The 16,484-nt window shown below is 68.3% G+C and carries 19 protein-coding genes; 7 read left to right on the top strand and 12 right to left on the bottom strand.

Features of this window, described 5'->3' with window-relative positions; translation table 11 throughout:
* Positions 1-34 precede the first annotated feature (34 nt).
* The gene (locus JW792_RS07900) at positions 35-1,003 is read left to right on the top strand and encodes a DUF3137 domain-containing protein (RefSeq protein ID WP_135996242.1); all 969 of its coding nucleotides are present in this window, start codon (positions 35-37) and stop codon (positions 1,001-1,003) included.
* A 16-nt stretch (positions 1,004-1,019) separates the two neighbouring features.
* Here JW792_RS07900 and JW792_RS07895 read toward each other — a convergent pair whose 3' ends face one another.
* Together JW792_RS07895 and xth are read right to left on the bottom strand one after the other, a co-directional pair.
* A complete protein-coding gene (locus tag JW792_RS07895; RefSeq protein WP_135996243.1) occupies positions 1,020-1,415 on the bottom strand; it encodes a VOC family protein in 396 nt (131 codons plus the stop codon).
* The gene (gene xth, locus JW792_RS07890; RefSeq protein WP_135996244.1) at positions 1,412-2,215 is read right to left on the bottom strand and encodes an exodeoxyribonuclease III; all 804 of its coding nucleotides are present in this window, start codon (positions 2,213-2,215) and stop codon (positions 1,412-1,414) included. The genes JW792_RS07895 and xth overlap by 4 nt, the downstream gene beginning before the upstream one ends.
* A 17-nt stretch (positions 2,216-2,232) precedes the next feature.
* Between xth and JW792_RS07885 the strand changes: the two genes are divergently transcribed.
* Positions 2,233-2,604 carry a hypothetical protein gene (locus tag JW792_RS07885; RefSeq protein WP_135996245.1) on the top strand — a complete coding sequence of 124 codons (372 nt, stop codon included), beginning with the start codon at positions 2,233-2,235 and terminating at the stop codon, positions 2,602-2,604.
* 3 nt (positions 2,605-2,607) lie between these two features.
* Here the strand turns inward: JW792_RS07885 and tatC are convergent, their stop codons facing one another.
* The 5 genes from tatC to JW792_RS07860 all read right to left on the bottom strand — a co-directional run bounded on the left by tatC (position 2,608) and on the right by JW792_RS07860 (position 7,794).
* Entirely contained in the window at positions 2,608-3,405 is a 798-nt protein-coding gene (tatC, locus tag JW792_RS07880; protein WP_135996246.1) for a twin-arginine translocase subunit TatC, read from the bottom strand.
* Positions 3,402-3,875 (bottom strand): Sec-independent protein translocase protein TatB, encoded by a 474-nt coding sequence (tatB, locus tag JW792_RS07875; RefSeq protein ID WP_135996247.1) that lies wholly within the window; start codon positions 3,873-3,875, stop codon positions 3,402-3,404. Before tatB ends, tatC begins: the two co-directional genes overlap by 4 nt.
* A gap of 29 nt (positions 3,876-3,904) precedes the next feature.
* Positions 3,905-4,159, bottom strand: coding sequence for a twin-arginine translocase TatA/TatE family subunit (locus JW792_RS07870; RefSeq protein ID WP_135996248.1), 255 nt, complete (start codon positions 4,157-4,159; stop codon positions 3,905-3,907).
* Between the two features lie 89 nt (positions 4,160-4,248).
* Entirely contained in the window at positions 4,249-5,334 is a 1,086-nt protein-coding gene (locus JW792_RS07865; RefSeq protein WP_135996249.1) for a sulfotransferase, read from the bottom strand.
* Positions 5,335-5,493: 159 nt separating this feature from the next.
* On the bottom strand, positions 5,494-7,794 hold the full coding sequence (locus JW792_RS07860) for an ATP-dependent helicase (RefSeq protein ID WP_135996250.1): 2,301 nt from the start codon (positions 7,792-7,794) through the stop codon (positions 5,494-5,496).
* A 165-nt stretch (positions 7,795-7,959) separates the two neighbouring features.
* On the opposite strand from JW792_RS07860, the gene JW792_RS07855 reads away from it, so the two are divergent.
* Positions 7,960-9,471: an amidohydrolase family protein gene (locus tag JW792_RS07855; protein WP_135996251.1), complete on the top strand. Its 1,512-nt coding sequence runs from the start codon at positions 7,960-7,962 to the stop codon at positions 9,469-9,471.
* A gap of 12 nt (positions 9,472-9,483) precedes the next feature.
* Here JW792_RS07855 and JW792_RS07850 read toward each other — a convergent pair whose 3' ends face one another.
* Positions 9,484-11,160, bottom strand: a complete 1,677-nt coding sequence (locus tag JW792_RS07850) for a chloride channel protein (protein ID WP_135996252.1) — start codon at positions 11,158-11,160, stop codon at positions 9,484-9,486.
* Between the two features lie 82 nt (positions 11,161-11,242).
* Between JW792_RS07850 and JW792_RS07845 the strand changes: the two genes are divergently transcribed.
* The 3 genes from JW792_RS07845 to JW792_RS07835 all read left to right on the top strand — a co-directional run bounded on the left by JW792_RS07845 (position 11,243) and on the right by JW792_RS07835 (position 12,687).
* A complete protein-coding gene (locus JW792_RS07845) occupies positions 11,243-11,551 on the top strand; it encodes an ArsR/SmtB family transcription factor (RefSeq protein WP_135996253.1) in 309 nt (102 codons plus the stop codon).
* Positions 11,535-12,011 carry an SRPBCC domain-containing protein gene (locus tag JW792_RS07840; protein WP_158291615.1) on the top strand — a complete coding sequence of 159 codons (477 nt, stop codon included), beginning with the start codon at positions 11,535-11,537 and terminating at the stop codon, positions 12,009-12,011. Before JW792_RS07845 ends, JW792_RS07840 begins: the two co-directional genes overlap by 17 nt.
* 67 nt (positions 12,012-12,078) lie before the next feature.
* Positions 12,079-12,687, top strand: a complete 609-nt coding sequence (locus JW792_RS07835; protein ID WP_135996255.1) for a hypothetical protein — start codon at positions 12,079-12,081, stop codon at positions 12,685-12,687.
* Here the strand turns inward: JW792_RS07835 and JW792_RS07830 are convergent.
* The 4 genes from JW792_RS07830 to yaaA form a co-directional block, all read right to left on the bottom strand.
* Positions 12,620-12,898, bottom strand: coding sequence for a ribbon-helix-helix domain-containing protein (locus JW792_RS07830; protein ID WP_135996256.1), 279 nt, complete (start codon positions 12,896-12,898; stop codon positions 12,620-12,622). The genes JW792_RS07835 and JW792_RS07830 overlap by 68 nt on opposite strands.
* Before the next feature lie 2 nt (positions 12,899-12,900).
* Positions 12,901-13,251: a DMT family protein gene (locus JW792_RS07825; protein WP_135996257.1), complete on the bottom strand. Its 351-nt coding sequence runs from the start codon at positions 13,249-13,251 to the stop codon at positions 12,901-12,903.
* Positions 13,252-13,326: 75 nt separating this feature from the next.
* Positions 13,327-14,127, bottom strand: coding sequence for a 3-hydroxybutyrate dehydrogenase (locus JW792_RS07820; RefSeq protein WP_135996258.1), 801 nt, complete (start codon positions 14,125-14,127; stop codon positions 13,327-13,329).
* A gap of 89 nt (positions 14,128-14,216) precedes the next feature.
* Positions 14,217-14,996: a peroxide stress protein YaaA gene (yaaA, locus tag JW792_RS07815; protein WP_135996259.1), complete on the bottom strand. Its 780-nt coding sequence runs from the start codon at positions 14,994-14,996 to the stop codon at positions 14,217-14,219.
* Between the two features lie 285 nt (positions 14,997-15,281).
* Between yaaA and JW792_RS07810 the strand changes: the two genes are divergently transcribed.
* The gene (locus JW792_RS07810) at positions 15,282-16,322 is read left to right on the top strand and encodes a ribonucleotide-diphosphate reductase subunit beta (RefSeq protein WP_135996260.1); all 1,041 of its coding nucleotides are present in this window, start codon (positions 15,282-15,284) and stop codon (positions 16,320-16,322) included.
* Positions 16,323-16,484: the final 162 nt, after the last annotated feature.

Below are 16,484 nucleotides of genomic sequence, written 5' to 3'. Positions count from 1 at the left end.
CGTGGCGCCCGTTCTTGCGTCCGGGGGGACGGCAATGCGCTCGCCCGATGAAGCCTATCACGCGCTTGAGCCCTGGCTCGAGGAGCGCGAGGCGCGCCGCAAGGCGGCGGTGCGCCGATTCGTCCTCGGCGCGGTCGTCGCGCTCGTCGCGGCGGTCGCGCTCGGCGGGGGGCTGGCGCTTCTGGCCATGCCGGATGCGGTCGTGGCCATCGCCGCGATCGCCGGCGCCCTCCTCGCCATGGGGTGGGGTTCCGCGCCGCTGCGCGCGCTCCACAGGGAGATCAAGCACGGCCTCAACACCCGCCTGGCGGCCGCCTTCGGGCTGAGCTACGCGCCGGAACCGGCCTCGCCGGCGCGCTTCGACAGCTTCCGCGAGCACGGGCTCGTTCCCGCTTGCGACCGGCGCAGCTTCGAGGACCATTTCGCCGGACACGCGCACGGCGCGCGCTTCGAACTCTACGAGGCGCACCTGAAGCAGAAGCGGCGCTCGAAGAACCGGACCTATTACGTCACGGTGTTTCGCGGCGTCCTGATCCGCATCGCCTTCCCCCGCACCATCGAGGGGGTGACGCTGGTGACGCGCGACAAGGGGATATTCAACGCGCTCGAGGGCTGGACGAAGAAGACCTTCTCAGGCCGCGGCCTGGAGCGCGTCGGCCTCGTCGATCCGGACTTCGAGAGGTATTTCGAGGTCTATGCCACCGACCAGGTGATGAGCCGCTACCTGCTCACGCCTAGCTTCATGGAGCGCCTCCTGAAGCTGGAGGCGACGCTCCAGGGCAAGAAGATCCGCTGCGTGTTCGACGAGGCGCTGGGAGCGGGCGATGGCGAGGGCGAACTCCTGATCGCGGCGGAGACCGGCGACCGCTTCGAGCCGGGCTCGATGTTCTCGCCCCTGGCCGACCGGGCCCGCGTGGATACCCTGCACGCTGAAATCGCCGAGATCGACGCGATCATCGCGACCGTACTGGAACCGGCGAAGCTGGACGAGCGCCCCTCTTGACACGAAGCCGCGAGGATCATGCGCGCGCTTCAAGCAGATCCCAGCGATTGGCGTACAGGTCCTCGAAGACGGCGACCCAGCCGTAACTCTCATGGCGCGGCGCTTCCAGGAAGCGCACGCCTTCGGACGTCATGCGCGCATGGTCGCCGTGAAAGTCTTGTGTTTCCAGGAAGAAGGCAACACGGCCCCCGGCGGCTCTTCCGATCTGGACCTCCTGCCCGGGACCCGAGGCGCGGGCGAGCAGGAGCTGGGCGCCGCCGCCCGGCGGACCGATGCGGACCCAGCGCTTCGTCGGCGAACGGACCTCATCCTCGAGAAGCACGAAGCCGAGCTTCCCGGTGAACCATGCGATCGCCTCGTCATAGTCGCGAACCAGATAGCTGACGAGAGTGAGGCGTCCGGTCCCTGTCACAGCTCGAACGTCGCCGTGATCGGGGCGTGGTCGGAGGCCTTCTCCTTGCCGCGGGCGGCCTTGTCGATCTCCACGCCTTCGAGCGCGTCGGCCGCCTTCGGGCTCAGGAGCAGGTGGTCGATGCGGATGCCGTGACCGCGCGCCCAGGCCCCGCCCTGATAGTCCCAGAACGTGTACTGGTGGGCGCGTCCGTCGGCCTGTTCGAACGCATCGGCATAGCCGAGCCAGCGGATCGCGTAGAGCGCGTCGCGGCTTTCTGGCAGGAAGAGCGCGTCCTCCTTCCACTTCTCCGGCTCGTGCACGTCCACATCGCGCGGGATGACGTTGTAGTCGCCGGCCAGGATCACGGGCTCCTCGAGCTTCAGGAGCTTCGCGGCGTGCGCGTTCAGGCGCTTCAGCCAGGCGAGCTTGTAGTCGAACTTCGGTCCCGGCGCCGGATTGCCGTTGGGCGCGTAGAGGCAGGCCACGCGCACCGGCCCCGTCCCGGCGGCCACCACCGCCTCGATGTATCGCGCCTGATCGTCGTCCTCGCCGAGGCCGTCGAGCGCGGGCAGGGCGCGCAGCGCGACCTCCTCGATGGCGAAGCGCGAGAGCAGCGCGACGCCATTGTAGGACTTCTGGCCCACCGTCTCCACGTTATAGCCCAAATCTTCGAGTTCCATGCGCGGGACGTTCTCGTCCTGGCACTTTAATTCCTGGAGGCAGGCCACATCGGGCTTGTTCTCCTTCAGCCACTCCAGCACGTTGGGCAGGCGGGCCTTGATCGAGTTGACGTTCCACGAGGTGACGGTGAGGCTCATGACAGGGAGATCCGGTAATGGCTGAGATCAGGCAGGAACGGCGCTACACCCTTCTAACGGTATTCTCCATGGTGCTGGCAAGCGCGGCCGCTGTGCTGGTAGGCGTCTTCGCCTTCGGGCTGCAGGTGCCGTTCGTTATGAGCTTCGCCGGGCCGGGCGCAACCGGGGGCGACCCGCGCGTGATCGAGGCGATCCTCTACGCCTATACCGCGGGTCCGTGGATCGCGGCCGGCGCACTCGTTTTGGGCTGGCTGGTCTTCATCGCGGGCCGGCCGGGGGCAGGGGTGCGCCTGGCCTTCTTCCCGCCGGTCGTCTGGGCGGTCGCGGTGCTCGCCTATCTCGCGATCGTCTCGGCGGTGTGCGGGGGCGATCCGACCTGCGGGCTTTGAGGATCAGGCCTCGCCGTCCTCGCGATCCCTGGGCTCGACGAGCTTCACCGCGACGATGGAGAGCCCGTACAGGCCCAGCATCGCCGCGCCGAGGAAGAGCTGGCTGATCGGGTCGGGCGGGGTGACGAAGGCGGCAAACGCCGCGATGCCGACGACCGCGAAGCGCCACCAGGACACGAGCTGCTTCGAGGTGAGGATGCCCACCTTGCCGAGCAGGGAGAGCAGGACGGGCAGCTGGAAGCTCACCCCGAAGGCGAGGATCAGCGTGGTGACGAGATTGAGATACTCGCTCACGCGGGTGAGCAGCTGGATCTGCGCGCGCCCGTCGCCGCCCGGCTGTTCCTGGCCGAGCGCGAAGCCCATGATGAAGGGCAGGATGACGTAATAGACGAACGCCATGCCGGCCGCGAACAGGACCGGGGAGGCGATGAGGAAGGGCGCGAAGGCGAGGCGTTCGTTCTTGTACAGGCCCGGACGCACGAAGGCCCAGACCTGGTAGGCGATGACCGGGAAGGCCACGATGATCGCGCCGAACAGGGCGAGCTTCAGCTTCACGAAGAAGAATTCGAGCGGCGCGGTGAAGATGAGCTGGAGTTCCAGATCGTCCCCGCGCAGCCGCCGCGAGGCGTCCTCGAAGGGCACCAGCAGGATGTTGTAGATCGTCTCGGCGAAGACGAAGCAGACCGCGAAGCCGAGCGCGATCGCGATCAGCGCCACGATCAGCCGGCCGCGCAGCTCGATGAGGTGGTCCATCAGCGGCGCGCGGCTCGCCTCGATCTCGTCTTCGGTCGTTTCGCTCATGAGGATTTCGCGCGGCTGTCTTCGGTCTCGCGCGGCAGCATGCGCGCGGTCTCCTCGGCCACGGCGCGCTCTTCCCGGTCGCCGGCCTCGGCCTTGGCGGTGGCCTCCTTCGCGGCGCGCTGCTTGGCCTCGATGATCTTGCGGTCGGCATCCGACAGCGTGCCGGCGCGCGGATGCGGGCGGTCATGGGAGAGGTCGCGCAGCTCGGCTTCGGCGGCCTTGATCTCGCGCGTCACGTCGCCGACCGGATTGGCGCTCTTCAGCGCCTGGATCTCGCGCTTGAGCTCCTCCATCTCCGCCTCGCGGCCGAGTTCGTCGAAACTGCGCTGGAAGTCGCGCGCCATCGCCCGGGCCTGGCCGACGAAGCGGCCGAGCTTGCGCATCATCAGCGGCAGCTCCTTCGGCCCCACGACGACGAGGGCGAGGATGGCGATGATGATGAGCTCGGGAATGCCGATGCCCGGATTCATGGCCGCTCCTTACTGAGGCGGGACGGCGATCAGGAGTTCGAGCCCGTGCGCTCGCCGGCGGCCTTGCTCGTGCGCTCGCTCTCGCCGGTGGCGCTATCGCGCGACAGGCGGCCGGACTCCTCGGCGGACTTCTCCTTGTCGGCGTCCTCGTCCTTCAGCCCCTTGCGGAAGGCCGTGATGCCCTTGGCGAAATCGCCCATGAGGGAGGAAATCTTGCCGCGCCCGCCGAACAGCAGGAGCAGCAGGATCGCCACGATCAGCAAACCGGTCCAGTGCGGCGCCATGAGCGCTCTCCCCTGACAATACCAAGCCTATCCAGACTGTTTAGATGATATCGCGGGTCCGGTCCAACAAGGCGGGCAGGCCGTCGCGATCAGAAGAATGCAGACGCGATGCGCCCGGCGAGGGGCGCTTTCTCGCCCATGCGCTCCAGCCAGGACAGGCCTCGCGCGATCTCGGTCCCGTGCGCGGCGCGCGCGGCATCGAGGCGCTCGGCGCGCACCCGGGCCGAGTAGCTCTGGCCCGGCGCCTTGGAATAGCGGCTCATGACGGGGCCCGTGACGGCGCGCCGGACCGCCGCCGCGTCCGCGCCGAGCTCGAAATGGGCCGCGACCCGTGCGAGGGTTTCCTCCGGACCGGCGAGCAGGGTCTCGAAATCGAGATCGAGCACGCGGGCGGCGAGGGCCTCGCCGTCGAGCATCGCGCGCTGGCTCGCCCGCTCCACCAGCCAGGCCATCGCGGCAAGCTCGCCGGTCGACAGCGCGTGCAGGGGCTCGCTCACCTCGCCGAACATCGCGACCAGCCGGCGCATGCGCTCGCGCGCGAAGCCTAGGAGGTCGGCATGCACATTGGCCCGCGCGAGCGTCGTGGCGAGATAGGGCTCGGGCGGCAGATGCAGCGTGACGGCGCGCGCGTCCGGCGCCGCGGCAAGGAGATCGGCCCCGATCCGCTCGCCATGGCTGGACGCCTTGACCACGGCCGTCTGCCCGGGCCGGAAGCTGCGCGACCAGAGTGCCAGCAGCGCGTCGCGCAGGCGCGCATAGGCGTCCGGCGAGAGCACGGCCTCCGGCGTGTCCAGCACATCGTGATGCTCGGCAAGGGTGAGCAGCGGCCAGGGCTCGCGCAGGCCGAGCGTGCTGCCCGTCGCGTCCAGCAGGCGCGAGAGCAGGGTCGAGCCGGTATGGCCTTGGTGGAAGATGAAGTGCACGGGCCGCGTCCGCGGGGCGGCTTCGGCCGCCTCGATGACGCGAAACAGCGGAACGCGTGCACCCAGCGTCTGCGCGGTCAGGATGCCCGGATTGAGAAAGCTCGCCCGGGCGTAGTCCGCCTCGTCCATGACGATGAGATCGGCCGTCCCGGTGATCGGCTCGAAGGCGTAGAGATAGAGGTCCGGCCGCTCGTGCAGCCGGGGAAACAGCCGCGCGATCGCGGCCTCGCTCTCTGTTCCGGCAGCCTGCATCTGGTCCTCCCCGCTAGCGGTCGCGGCGCAAGGTGGCGCGGGCGGGACGACGAGGCAAGCGCGCGGGTGCGCAGGGGGCTCAACGCCCTCTCGGGGTAAGCGATTGGAGGCGGCTACGGTTTCCCGCACTGTCCTGGTGCGCGCCGCCGGCTTCAGGCCCTAAGGCGCGTCGCCCACGAAGCTGTCGACGACCTTCTTCGTCCCGGCCTTGTCGAAGGCGACGGTGAGCTTGGCGCCGTCGGCCTGCCTGACCGTGCCGTAGCCGAATTTCTGGTGGAAGACGCGGTCGCCGGGGCGGTACTTGCCGCCCGGCCCGTGCATGCCGCCGCTCTCGATGAGCTGGGCCTTGCCCTCGATGACGCCCGGATCGCGCCGGCTCCCGGAGGCCTGGGCCGCCTGGAAGCGCTTCCAGCCCGGGCTCTCGTAGGTGGAGCGGAAGGCGTCGGCCGGCTCCGACACGCCCTCGAAGCCGGGGCCGGCATCGTAATAGCCGGTCTCCGATTTCGCCTCGACATGGGCGGGGGGAAGCTCGTCGATGAAGCGGGAGGGGATCACCGCCTGCCAGCGTCCGAAGATCATCCGGTTGGCGGTGAAGCTGATCACCGCGCGCTCGCGCGCCCGCGTGATGCCGACATAGGCCAGGCGCCGCTCTTCCTCCAGGCTCGCCGTGCCGCCCTCGTCGAGCGAGCGCTGGGAGGGGAACACCGTCTCCTCCCACCCGGGCAGGAAGACCAGCGGGAATTCCAGCCCCTTGGCGGCGTGCAGCGTCATCAGCGAGACCTCGTCGCCCTCCTCGGCGCGGTCGAGATCGGTGACGAGGGCGACGTGCTCGAGATAGGATTCCAGCGTGTCGAACTCGCCCATGGAGCGGACGAGCTCCTTCAGGTTGTCGAGGCGTCCGGCCGCCTGCGGGCTCTTGTCCTCGCGCCACATGGCCGTGTAGCCGCTCTCGTCGAGCACGATCTCGGCGAGCTCGTCGTGGCGCATCTCTTCGGACAGCTCGCGCCAGCGGTCGAGATCGCGCAGGAATTGCTGCAGGCCCGTCCTCGCCTTGCCGCGGATCTCGTCGGTGGTGACCATCAGCCGGGCCGCCTCCACCATCGGCACGCGCGCCGAGCGGGCAGCCTGGGCGAGCTTCTGGATCGAGGTGTCGCCGATGCCGCGCTTGGGGGTGTTGACCACCCGCTCGAAGGCGAGATCGTCCTCCGGCGAGCGCACCAGGCGCATGTAGGCGTGGGCGTCGCGCACCTCGGCGCGCTCGAAGAAGCGCGGGCCGCCGATCACCTTGTAAGGCAGGCCCAGCATGATGAAGCGGTCCTCGAAGGCGCGCATCTGCCAGGAGGCGCGCACCAGCACCGCGATGTCGGCATGCGACCCGCCGGCGCGCACATGGGACTCGATCTCGTCGGCGACGAAGCGGGCCTCGGCCTCTCCGTCCCACAGGCCGCGCACCTGAACTCTGTCCCCGCCGGTGTCCTCGGTCCACAGCGTCTTGCCGAGGCGCGACTTGTTGGCGGCGATGAGGCCCGACGCGGCGCCGAGAATGTGCTCGGTCGAGCGGTAATTGCGTTCGAGCCGGATCACCGTGGCGCCGGGAAAATCGGTCTCGAAGCGCAGGATGTTGTCGACCTCCGCCCCGCGCCAGCCATAGATGGACTGGTCGTCATCGCCCACACAGCAGATGTTCTTCGAACCCTGGGCCAAGAGGCGCAGCCAGAGATACTGCGCGACATTGGTGTCCTGGTACTCGTCCACCAGCAGGTATTTGAACCGGCGGTGATAGTCCTTCAGCACGTCCGGGTTCTGCTTGAAGATCGTCAGGTTGTGTAGGAGCAGGTCGCCGAAATCGCAGGCGTTCAGCACCTGCAGGCGCTCCTGGTAGAGGCGGTAGAGGTCCTGCGCCTTGCCGTCGGCGAAGGCCCACTTGTCCTCTTCCGGGATCCGTTCCGGGGTCAGCCCCTTGTTTTTCCAGCCGTCCAGCAGCGAGCCGAAATGGCGCGGCGTCCAGCGCTTCTCGTCGATGCCCTCGGCCTGGAGGATCTGCTTGATGAGGCGCAGCTGGTCGTCGGTGTCCAGGATGGTGAAGCTCGATTTCAGCTCCACCAGCTCGGCGTGGCGGCGCAGGATCTGCGCGGCGACGGAGTGGAAGGTGCCGAGCCAGGGCACGCCCTCGACCGCCTCGCCGATCAGCTGGCCCACGCGGTGCTTCATCTCGCGCGCGGCCTTGTTGGTGAAGGTCACCGCCAGCAATTCGAACGGCCGGGCGCGGCCGGTGGCGAGGATGTGCGCCAGGCGCGTCGTCAGAACGCGCGTCTTGCCCGTACCCGCGCCGGCGAGCACCAGCACCGGGCCCTCGGTCGCCTCGACCGCCGCGCGCTGCTCTGGATTGAGCCCTTCGAGATAGCGGGCGCGCCCACCCGGCGGGGTCGGCCGGGCCTGCTCGGAAATGGACAGGGACATGGGGCGAGGGGCCCTCTTTCTCTCGATTCGGAACGGGAACGAAACTAGCACACCCGAGCGAGCTGGGCAGGGGGCCCGGTGTGATTGGGAGTCTTTCGCGAATGTAACTGGCGAGCCCGGCCGCCCCTTGTAATCTGACGCTCACCAATGGGCGAGGAGGCTGCCATGAGTCACGACTGGGTCAAGCTCGACAAGACGGTCCGTACCCGTCTGGCGGAGACGACGGAGGCCGACTCGCCCATCCCGGCGCGGATCGTCTCCAACGGAGAGTACACGCCACCGCCCCAAAGCCGGCAGCAGGCTGCGGTCCAGGTCGAACTCGGCCGCCTCGCCGAGATCTTCGCTCCGCAGCTCGGCCTCGGCCGGCGCGACTTCCTGCGCTCATCGCTGGGGATGGCCGCGGCCTTCGCCGCGCTCAACTCCGTCTTCGGGTCGAATTATGCCGTCGCCCAGGACGAGTACGCCGACCCCGACTCCGCCGCGGAGCGAGCGCTGCTCTACCGGGACCAGTACATCTTCGACGGCCATCTGCACTTCGTCCACGACGACTACGCCTGGCCGGGCATCCTCGGCTTCCGCAATGCCGCGCGCGCGATGGGTGCACTTGCGGCCGATGCCCGCCCGCCCACCTTCGAGGACGTCAAGTTCGGGAACTTCATCAAGGAGGTCTTCTTTGACTCCGACACCACGGCGGGGATCGTGACCACTGCGACCTCGGACGATCCCTCCAAGGTATTTCTCTCCAACGCCCAGATTTCCACCGATGTCGACCGCTTCAATGCGGCGACCGGGAGCCAGCGGTTGTTCAAGCAGTGTGCCTTCCATCCCGGAGCCCCGGGATGGCGGGACCAGATCGAGGAGGCGATCGCGATTCACCGGCCGCTGTCGTGGAAGGGCTACACGATCGGCGATCCGCTCACGCCGCACTCCAGGCACCCCTGGCGGCTCGATGACGAGGACCTCGTCTATCCCGCTTTTGAGCGGTTCGCGCAGGCCGGCATCACGACGGTGTGCATCCACAAGGGCCTGGTTCCGGGCAATTACGCCGACGTGATCCCCGATCTCTGGCGCCACGCCATCGTAGACGACGTCGGCAAGGCCGCCCGCGACTGGCAGCAGCTGAACTTCGTGATCTATCACGCCGCGCTCCAGCCGGTCGTGTTGTTTGATCCCGCCTTCAAGCAGCGCTTCGAGGAGACGGGCCGGATGAACTGGGTGTCCGATCTCGCCGACATCCCGGCCCGCTTCGGCGTATCGAACGTCTATGCCGACGTGGGCACGTCCTTCGGTCAGGGCGCGATTACCGAGCCGCGCCTCGCCGCCGCGCTGATGGCGATCCTGGTCAAGGGGCTCGGGGAGGACAGGGTGCTCTGGGGCAGCGACTCGGTCTGGTGGGGCTCGCCGCAGTGGCAGATCGAGGCGTTCCGGCGAATCGAGGTCGCCGAGGACCTGCAGGAGCGCTTCAGCCTGCCGGCACTGGGCTCGGGCCAGGGGGCGCTAAAGACCAGGATATTCGGTGAGAACAGCGCGGCCCTCTACCGTCTGCCGGATTCGCAGCGGACGGTGGCGGGTTTCGCGGGCGACGGCCTGGCGCAGGCGAAGGCCGCCTATGTCGAGGCCGGGCCGGAGCGATCGAACGCTGTTTACGGCTTCGTCCGGGAGATGGACGGGCAGTGATCCTGCGCGCTCCTAGCGATGCTCCTCCTCGTGCGCGGTCTGCAGCGCGCGCGCATAGGCGGCATGTGCGTCCGCCTTCGAGATATAGCCCACGATCGGCTGCTCGCCCGAGCGGGTGCGCACCGGGGCGCCGTCCAGTTTTTCCGCCGAGAAGAAGCCCATGACGCGGCCGAGATAGTCGTCCTCGTAGACATGGGGCTCGTCCATCTCGCCGAGGCGCTCGTTTTTGCCCACCGGGGTCATGATGTCGCGCGCTCGGATGGTCTGGAGGATGACCCGGGCATTGCCCTTGGTGAGGTCATAGCCGTGGCGCTCCACCTGCTTGTGGAAGAAGCTGCCCTTGGTCACCGTCGTGGTGATCACGGTGGCGAGCGAGACCGCGACGAGGAGCGCGATCGAGGCCTCGTAGCTCGCCGTCAGCTCGAACACGATCAGCGTGGTGGACAACGGCGCGCCGAGCACCGCGCCGGAGACCGCGCCCATGCCCACCACGGCGAAGAAGGCGACACCGGAACTGTCCTCGCCGAGCAGGCCCACCACCAGAGCGCCATAGGCCGCGCCGAGCATGGCGCCGAGATAGAGCGAGGGTGAGAACACGCCGCCCCCGAAGCGGAAGGAGAGGGTGATCACGGTGGCCGCGATCTTCACCAGGATCAGCCCGACGAGGAGGCCGACGCCATAGCCCCCGGCGAGCGCCTTGGCCGTCGCCTCGTAGCCGACGCCGAGGATTTCCGGCACGAAGGCGCCGATCAGCCCGACCACCAGCCCGCCGATCGGAGGCAGGGCCCAGAGCGGCCAGCTCAGCCGCCCGGCCTGGTCCGCGACGAGGCGCGTGCCGCGCACCGTGCCGATCACGAAGGGGATCGCCACGCCGGCGGCGAGCACGCCGAGCGGGACCACGGCGATCATGTCGGGGATCGAGGCCGGGGCGATCTCGGGGATGGCGAAGGCGGGCGTCGCGCCGAAGTGGATGCGCGAGATCACCGCGCCGGTCACGCTCGCAGCCGCGATCGGCGCGATCGAGCGCAGGGCGTAGTGGCCGAGAATGACCTCGAAGGCGAACAGCGCGCCGGCGACCGGGGCGTTGAAGCTCGCCGCCACCGCCGCCGCCGCGCCGCATCCCAGCATGATGCGCGCCGCACGCGCGGGCAGGCCGAGCGGGCGGCAAAGGAGGGTGGCGAGCGTGGCGCCGAGATGGACGGCAGGGCCCTCGCGGCCCGCCGACACGCCCGAGCCGAGCGAAACCGCGGAGATGACGCTGGACAGAAGGCCCGGCATGGCTTGCATCTTCCCGGCGCGCACGGCGCGCGCCTCCATCACGTCGGCGATGCCGAGCGCGCGCGTCTCGGTCAGCCATTTCGCCTTCTCGCCGACATAGAGCAGCAGTCCGACGATGCAGCCGCCGGCCAGGGGGGCGAGGATGATCGCCATCGGATCGAGTTCGACCGCCGCGGTGGAGATGTGCGGGGCGAGATCGGCGAGCGCGATGAACTCCACCCCCTGGATCGCCAGGCGCAGGCCGATCGCGCCGTAGCCGGCGACGATCCCGACGAGGATTCCGAGCAGCCACAGCGCCGGCGTGCGCCCGTCATGGAAGCTGTTGGCGATGAAGCGGCCCGCGCGCCGCAATGCGTCCGGCGCAGGCTCGCCGCTGACTTCGTTGGGGGTGGAGGGGCTGGTTTCGCTCATCTTTCCCCTTGAACGACGCCGCGAGGGGAGGGTCAAGGCCGCCGGCTTGACAAAATATGTAAGTCATAGCTTAAATGATGGCATGAGCCATGACGCCGCCTTCATCGCCCTCGCCGATCCGACCCGGCGCGCCGTGTTCGAGCGCCTGCGGGCGGGACCGAGGCGTGCCGGCGACCTGGGTGCGGGACTTCCCGTCAGCCGGCCGGCGGTCTCCCAGCACCTCAAGGTGCTGCGCGAGGCCGGGCTGGTGCGCGTGGAGCGGCGGGGCCGGGCGCGCATCTACGCGATCGAGCCCTCCGGCATGGCGGCGCTGCGCGAGTATTTCGACGCGATGTGGGATGCGGCGCTCGCCGCCTACAAGGAGGCCGTTGAGGATGACGACGAGAACTGATCCGGCGCTGGCGCCGATCGTGAAGACGCTGAGCGTGAAGGCGAACCCCGAGCGCGCCTTCGACGTGTTCGCCCGGCAGATGGGCGACTGGTGGCCGGTCCATCGCATGGCGGTCTCGCCCGGGGCGAAGGGCGCGCCGCCGCGTGCGGTGACGGTCGAGCCGTTCGCCGGCGGGCGGATCTACGAGACCGCGCCGGACGGGGAGGAATTCGACTGGGGCGTGATCGCCGTCTTCGAGCCCGGCCGGCGGCTCGAATTCTCTTGGTATCCGGGCCTTCCTCCGGAAAAGGCGACGCGCGTCGGCGTCCGTTTCGAGGCCGAGGGGCAGGGTTGCCGCGTCACCCTGGTCCATGACGGATGGGAGGGACGTCCCGGCGGACGCGAGGCGCGCCCCGACTACGTGACCGGCTGGGACTACGTGTTCGGGCAGTGCTATGGCGGCTATCTCGAACCGGCCTGAGAGCGCGTGACAGCCCAGGCGAGCCTGCTAGACTGGCTCGGGCAGGGCCGGGAAGGCGGGGGCGACAATGACGATACATTCGGGCTGCGCCGCGGCCGCACTTGCGGCTGCGAGCCTTTCAGGGGCCCTGCAGGAGCCGGGCGCAGCGGCCGAAAGCGTCTATACGCGCATCCACGATTGCCTGCTGATCGAGGAGCCGCTGGATATTCCCGTCGCGATCTCGGCCTGTCCGGGACATGACGGTACGGCGGTGCTGCTCGCCGGGGGCGATCACGGCTCGGCCGTCGCCTTCGGGACCCGCGGGCACGAGGCTCAGTTCGCCGAGGCGCCGCCGCGTACCGGGCCGCTGCTCGGGCCCGGCGAGGTGATCGAATGGCGCGTCGCGGACGGCGCGGCCTACGCCACGATCCTTCGCTGGTTGGCCAGCGATTACGAGAACGAGACTGTCGGCAATTGGCTCGTGGTCACGGCTTTGAGGCCCGAAGGCGAAGTGACCGCCTGTCAGGTCGCCTATGTCGACGCCCTTTCCCTGGCCGAGGCCAATGCACTCGCCCGGGAGGTCGCCGACAGGATCGCGCCGCGATTTTCCTGCGGTGAGGATCTTCCCGTCAGGTTCGATGCCGGCTCGCCGGACCTGGAGACCGTTCTGGCCGGCTGGCAGGCGCGTCCGCGCTAGCCTGTACCCGTTTCAGCGCCCACACCCGGCACGCGCTCGACAGGGGCGGGGCGGGATCTGCCTTCAGGCGCTGCTCGTCGATGCGGCGCACGAGGCTGGCGAGCGAGCGCCGGTCCCCGGCCGCCGCGGCGTCGAGCACGGCCCAGAATTCCGGCTCGAGCGCCAGGCTCGTGGCATGGCCGGAGAGGGTGAGGGAGCGTTTTTCCAGCATCTCTACCGCTTGATGAAGATGACCGCGGCGCCTGCCGCGATGAGGGCGAATCCCAGGAGATGGCGCACCGTCACCGGCTCCTTCAGATAAAGAGCCGAAAAGCCGACGAACACCGCCAGCGTGATCACTTCCTGCATCGTCTTCAGCTGCGCCGCGGAATACACCGCATGGCCCCAGCGATTGGCCGGCACGGCCAGGCAGTATTCCACCAGCGCGATGGTCCAGCTCGCGAAGATCACCGCGAACAGCGGCGCGCTCTTGTACTTGAGATGCCCGTACCAGGCGATCGTCATGAAGACGTTCGAGGCGATCAGCATCAGGACGGGCAGGATATGGGGCAGGGACAGGGGCATGGCGCGATCGGCATCCACACGGGGGCAAGGAGCCAGAAGACCCCGGGCGCAGCGCGTCTGTCCAGCCCGAGTTCGCTACTGCGCCATCCAGCCGCCCTCGACCAGGATCGAGGAGCCGTTGGTGGACGCGCCCTGGTCGGAGACGAGATAGAGCAGGGCGCCCATCAGCTCGTCATAGGTGACGAATTTCTTCGTCGGCTGGGCGGCGAGCATGACGGTGCGGACCACCTCCTCCTCGCTGATCCCCCGTGCGCGGGCGGTATCGCCGATCTGGTTCTCCACAAGCGGAGTCTTCACATAGCCCGGACAGATGGCGTTGCACGTGATGCCGGCCTCGGCGAGTTCGAGGGCCACGGTCTTGGTGAGCCCGATGACGCCATGCTTGGCCGCGACATAGGCCGACTTGAAGGGCGAGGCGGCATGGCCGTGGGCAGAGGCGATGTTGACGATGCGCCCGCGCCCGGCCCTGCGCATCACGGGGACGGCGTGGCGGATGGTGTGGAAGCAGGAGGTCAGGTTGACTGCGATGATGCGGTCCCAGCTCGCCGCCGGCAGGTCCTCGATCCTCGCGACATGCTGGATGCCGGCATTGTTGACGAGGATGTCGAGCCGGCCGAACCGCTGCGCCGTGGAGGTGACGAGATCCTCGATCTCTGCCGGCTCGAGCATGTTGGCCGGGTGGTAGACCGCGGTCACGCCATGATCGGTCTCGAGGCGCTTGCGCAGGGCCTCGATCTCGCCTTCATCGCCGAGCCCGTTCAGGACGATGTCCGCCCCGCTCTTCGCGAGCCCCTCGGCGAGCGCGGCGCCGATCCCGGAGGTCGATCCGGTGATCACGGCCACCTGGCCGGACAGGTCGAGCTTGAGCGCGCTCATCGGCGAGAAACTCCACAAGCGTTGAAAACTGCTGCTGCACTGCAAAAAGAGGCCGGAAGCCGGCGTTCGTCAAGCGCGACGGTGCGGCGCTAGCGCTTCTTCTCCGGCTGCGGCCGGGTGAAGAGCAGCTTGTCCCGGCCCGAACCCTGCGGGTCGTGGCGATAGCCGTCCAGGTCGAACGCCTCGAGCCGGTCCGGGTCGGTCACGCGGTTCTCGATGATCCAGCGGGCCATAAGGCCGCGCGCCTTCTTGGCGTAGACCATGAGCGCGCGCAGCTGTCCGTCCTTCTCCTCCTTGAAGTCGACATCGATGACGCGCGCGTCGATCTCCTTCAGCCGGGCCGCCCTGGCGTATTCGTTGGAGGCGAGATTGACGACGACCCTCTGGCCGGAGGCGTCCATCACGCGCTCGAGCTCTTCGCGGATGTCGGTGCCCCAGAAATCGTAGAGGCTCGCGCCCTTCCCGGTCTTCAGCCGGGTACCCATTTCCAGGCGGTAGGGCTGGATCGCGTCGAGCGGGCGCAGCGCGCCGTAGAGCCCGGACAGGATGCGGACATGGTCCTGCGCCCAGACCAGGTCCTCCTTGGAGAGCGTGGCCGCGTCGAGCCCGCGATAGACCTCTCCGTTGAAGGCGAGCGCGGCGGGCTTTCCCTCTTCGCTGTGCGGATCGAAGGCGCGGAAGCGCTCCCGGTTGAGCTCGGCGAGATCGTCGGAAATGTCCATCAGCGCCTTGAGCTGGCCGGCCGAGAGCTTCGCCGTGGTCTGCGCCAGCTCCGCCGTGCGGGACATGAGCGCCGGGCGCGTGGCGAACAGCTCCGGGCGTTCTTCCTTGAAGTCGAGCTGCTTGGCCGGGGAGAGGAGGACGAGCATGGGCTGGGCTCCGCGTCTGTCTGGCGTTCGCGAAGGGAGATACGCGCCGGGGCGCGAAGTTTCCAGTGCCGATGATGCCCCCGCGCGCTTGCTAAGGCGCGGCCGGGCGCGCAGTCTGACCGTCTAGACGGTTCTGCCGCCTGGAAGACCGGACGGTCCGCCTGCACCATTCCGTGGATAAATTGTCACAAGGGGTGGACGTTTGCGCGCTCTTAACCACTATATATAGACACTGCCCGGGCCGATCCCGTGCCACCGATTCCAGCCTCGAACGAGACCTGAGCCATGACCACGCCCGTTTCCGACCGCCCCGGCCTGCTCACCCCCTCGCTGAGCTACAAGCCCTTCCGCTATCCTTGGGCCTACGAGTTCTGGAAGAAGCAGCAGCAGGTCCACTGGATGCCCGAGGAGGTGCCGCTGGGCGAGGACTGCAAGGACTGGGCGACGAAGCTGACCGAGGAGGAGCGCAATCTGCTCACGCAGATCTTCCGCTTCTTCACGCAGTCCGACGTCGAGGTCGGCGCGAACTACATGGAAAACTACATGCCGCTCTTCAAGCCGGTTGAAGTGCGCATGATGATGGCCGCCTTCTCCAACATGGAGACGATCCACATCGCGGCCTACGCCCTGCTTCTGGAAACCATCGGCATGCCCGATTCCGAGTTCTCCGCCTTCATGGAGTACGAGGAGATGGCGGCCAAGCACGACTATCTCGGCCGCTTCGGCGTCGATACCGACGAGGACCTCCTGACCTCGATGGCCGTGTTCGGCGCGTTCACCGAGGGCCTGCAGCTCTTCGCCAGCTTCGCGATGCTGATGAACTTCCCGCGCTTCAACAAGATGAAGGGCATGGGCCAGATCGTGACCTGGTCGATCCGCGACGAGTCCCTGCACTGCGAGGGCATGATCAAGACCTTCCACACCTTCGCCGAGGAGAGCGGCGCGCTGACCCAGCGGGTCAAGGACCGCATCCGCGAATGCTGCGAGACGGTGGTGGCGCTGGAAGACAAGTTCATCGATCTCGCCTTCGAGATGGGCCCGGTGGAAGGCATGACCCCGGCCGACATCAAGGCCTATATCCGCTACATCGCCGACTGGCGCATGGGCCAGCTCAAGCTCGACCCGATCTACGGCATCAAGGAGCACCCGCTGCCCTGGCTGACCGAGATCCTCAACGGCGTCGAGCACGCCAATTTCTTCGAGGCGCGCGCCACCGAATACTCCAAGGGCGCGACCAAGGGCGACTGGCACGGCGATGACGGCGTCTGGTCGCAGTTCGACGTCTGGAAGACGAAGAAGACCGCGAACGAGCTGCCGGCGGAGTAGGACGGCTCAGCCATCTCCGGCTCTGCAGAACCCCGGCGCCAGACGCCGGGGTTTTTGTCGAGTGATGGGCTTGGCACGCACGCCGATCGCTCCCCGGCGAAAGCCGCGGCCCGGGAGAAGCCGCGCGCGGCATCGCGCGTTGCGCCCTTCGATCCCTGGGTC

The organism is Marinicauda algicola, from assembly GCF_017161425.1.
GTDB classification, from domain to species: domain Bacteria; phylum Pseudomonadota; class Alphaproteobacteria; order Caulobacterales; family Maricaulaceae; genus Marinicauda; species Marinicauda algicola.
Note: the sequence above shows the minus strand (reverse complement) of the source record. Positions and strands in the feature narration are given on the sequence as shown.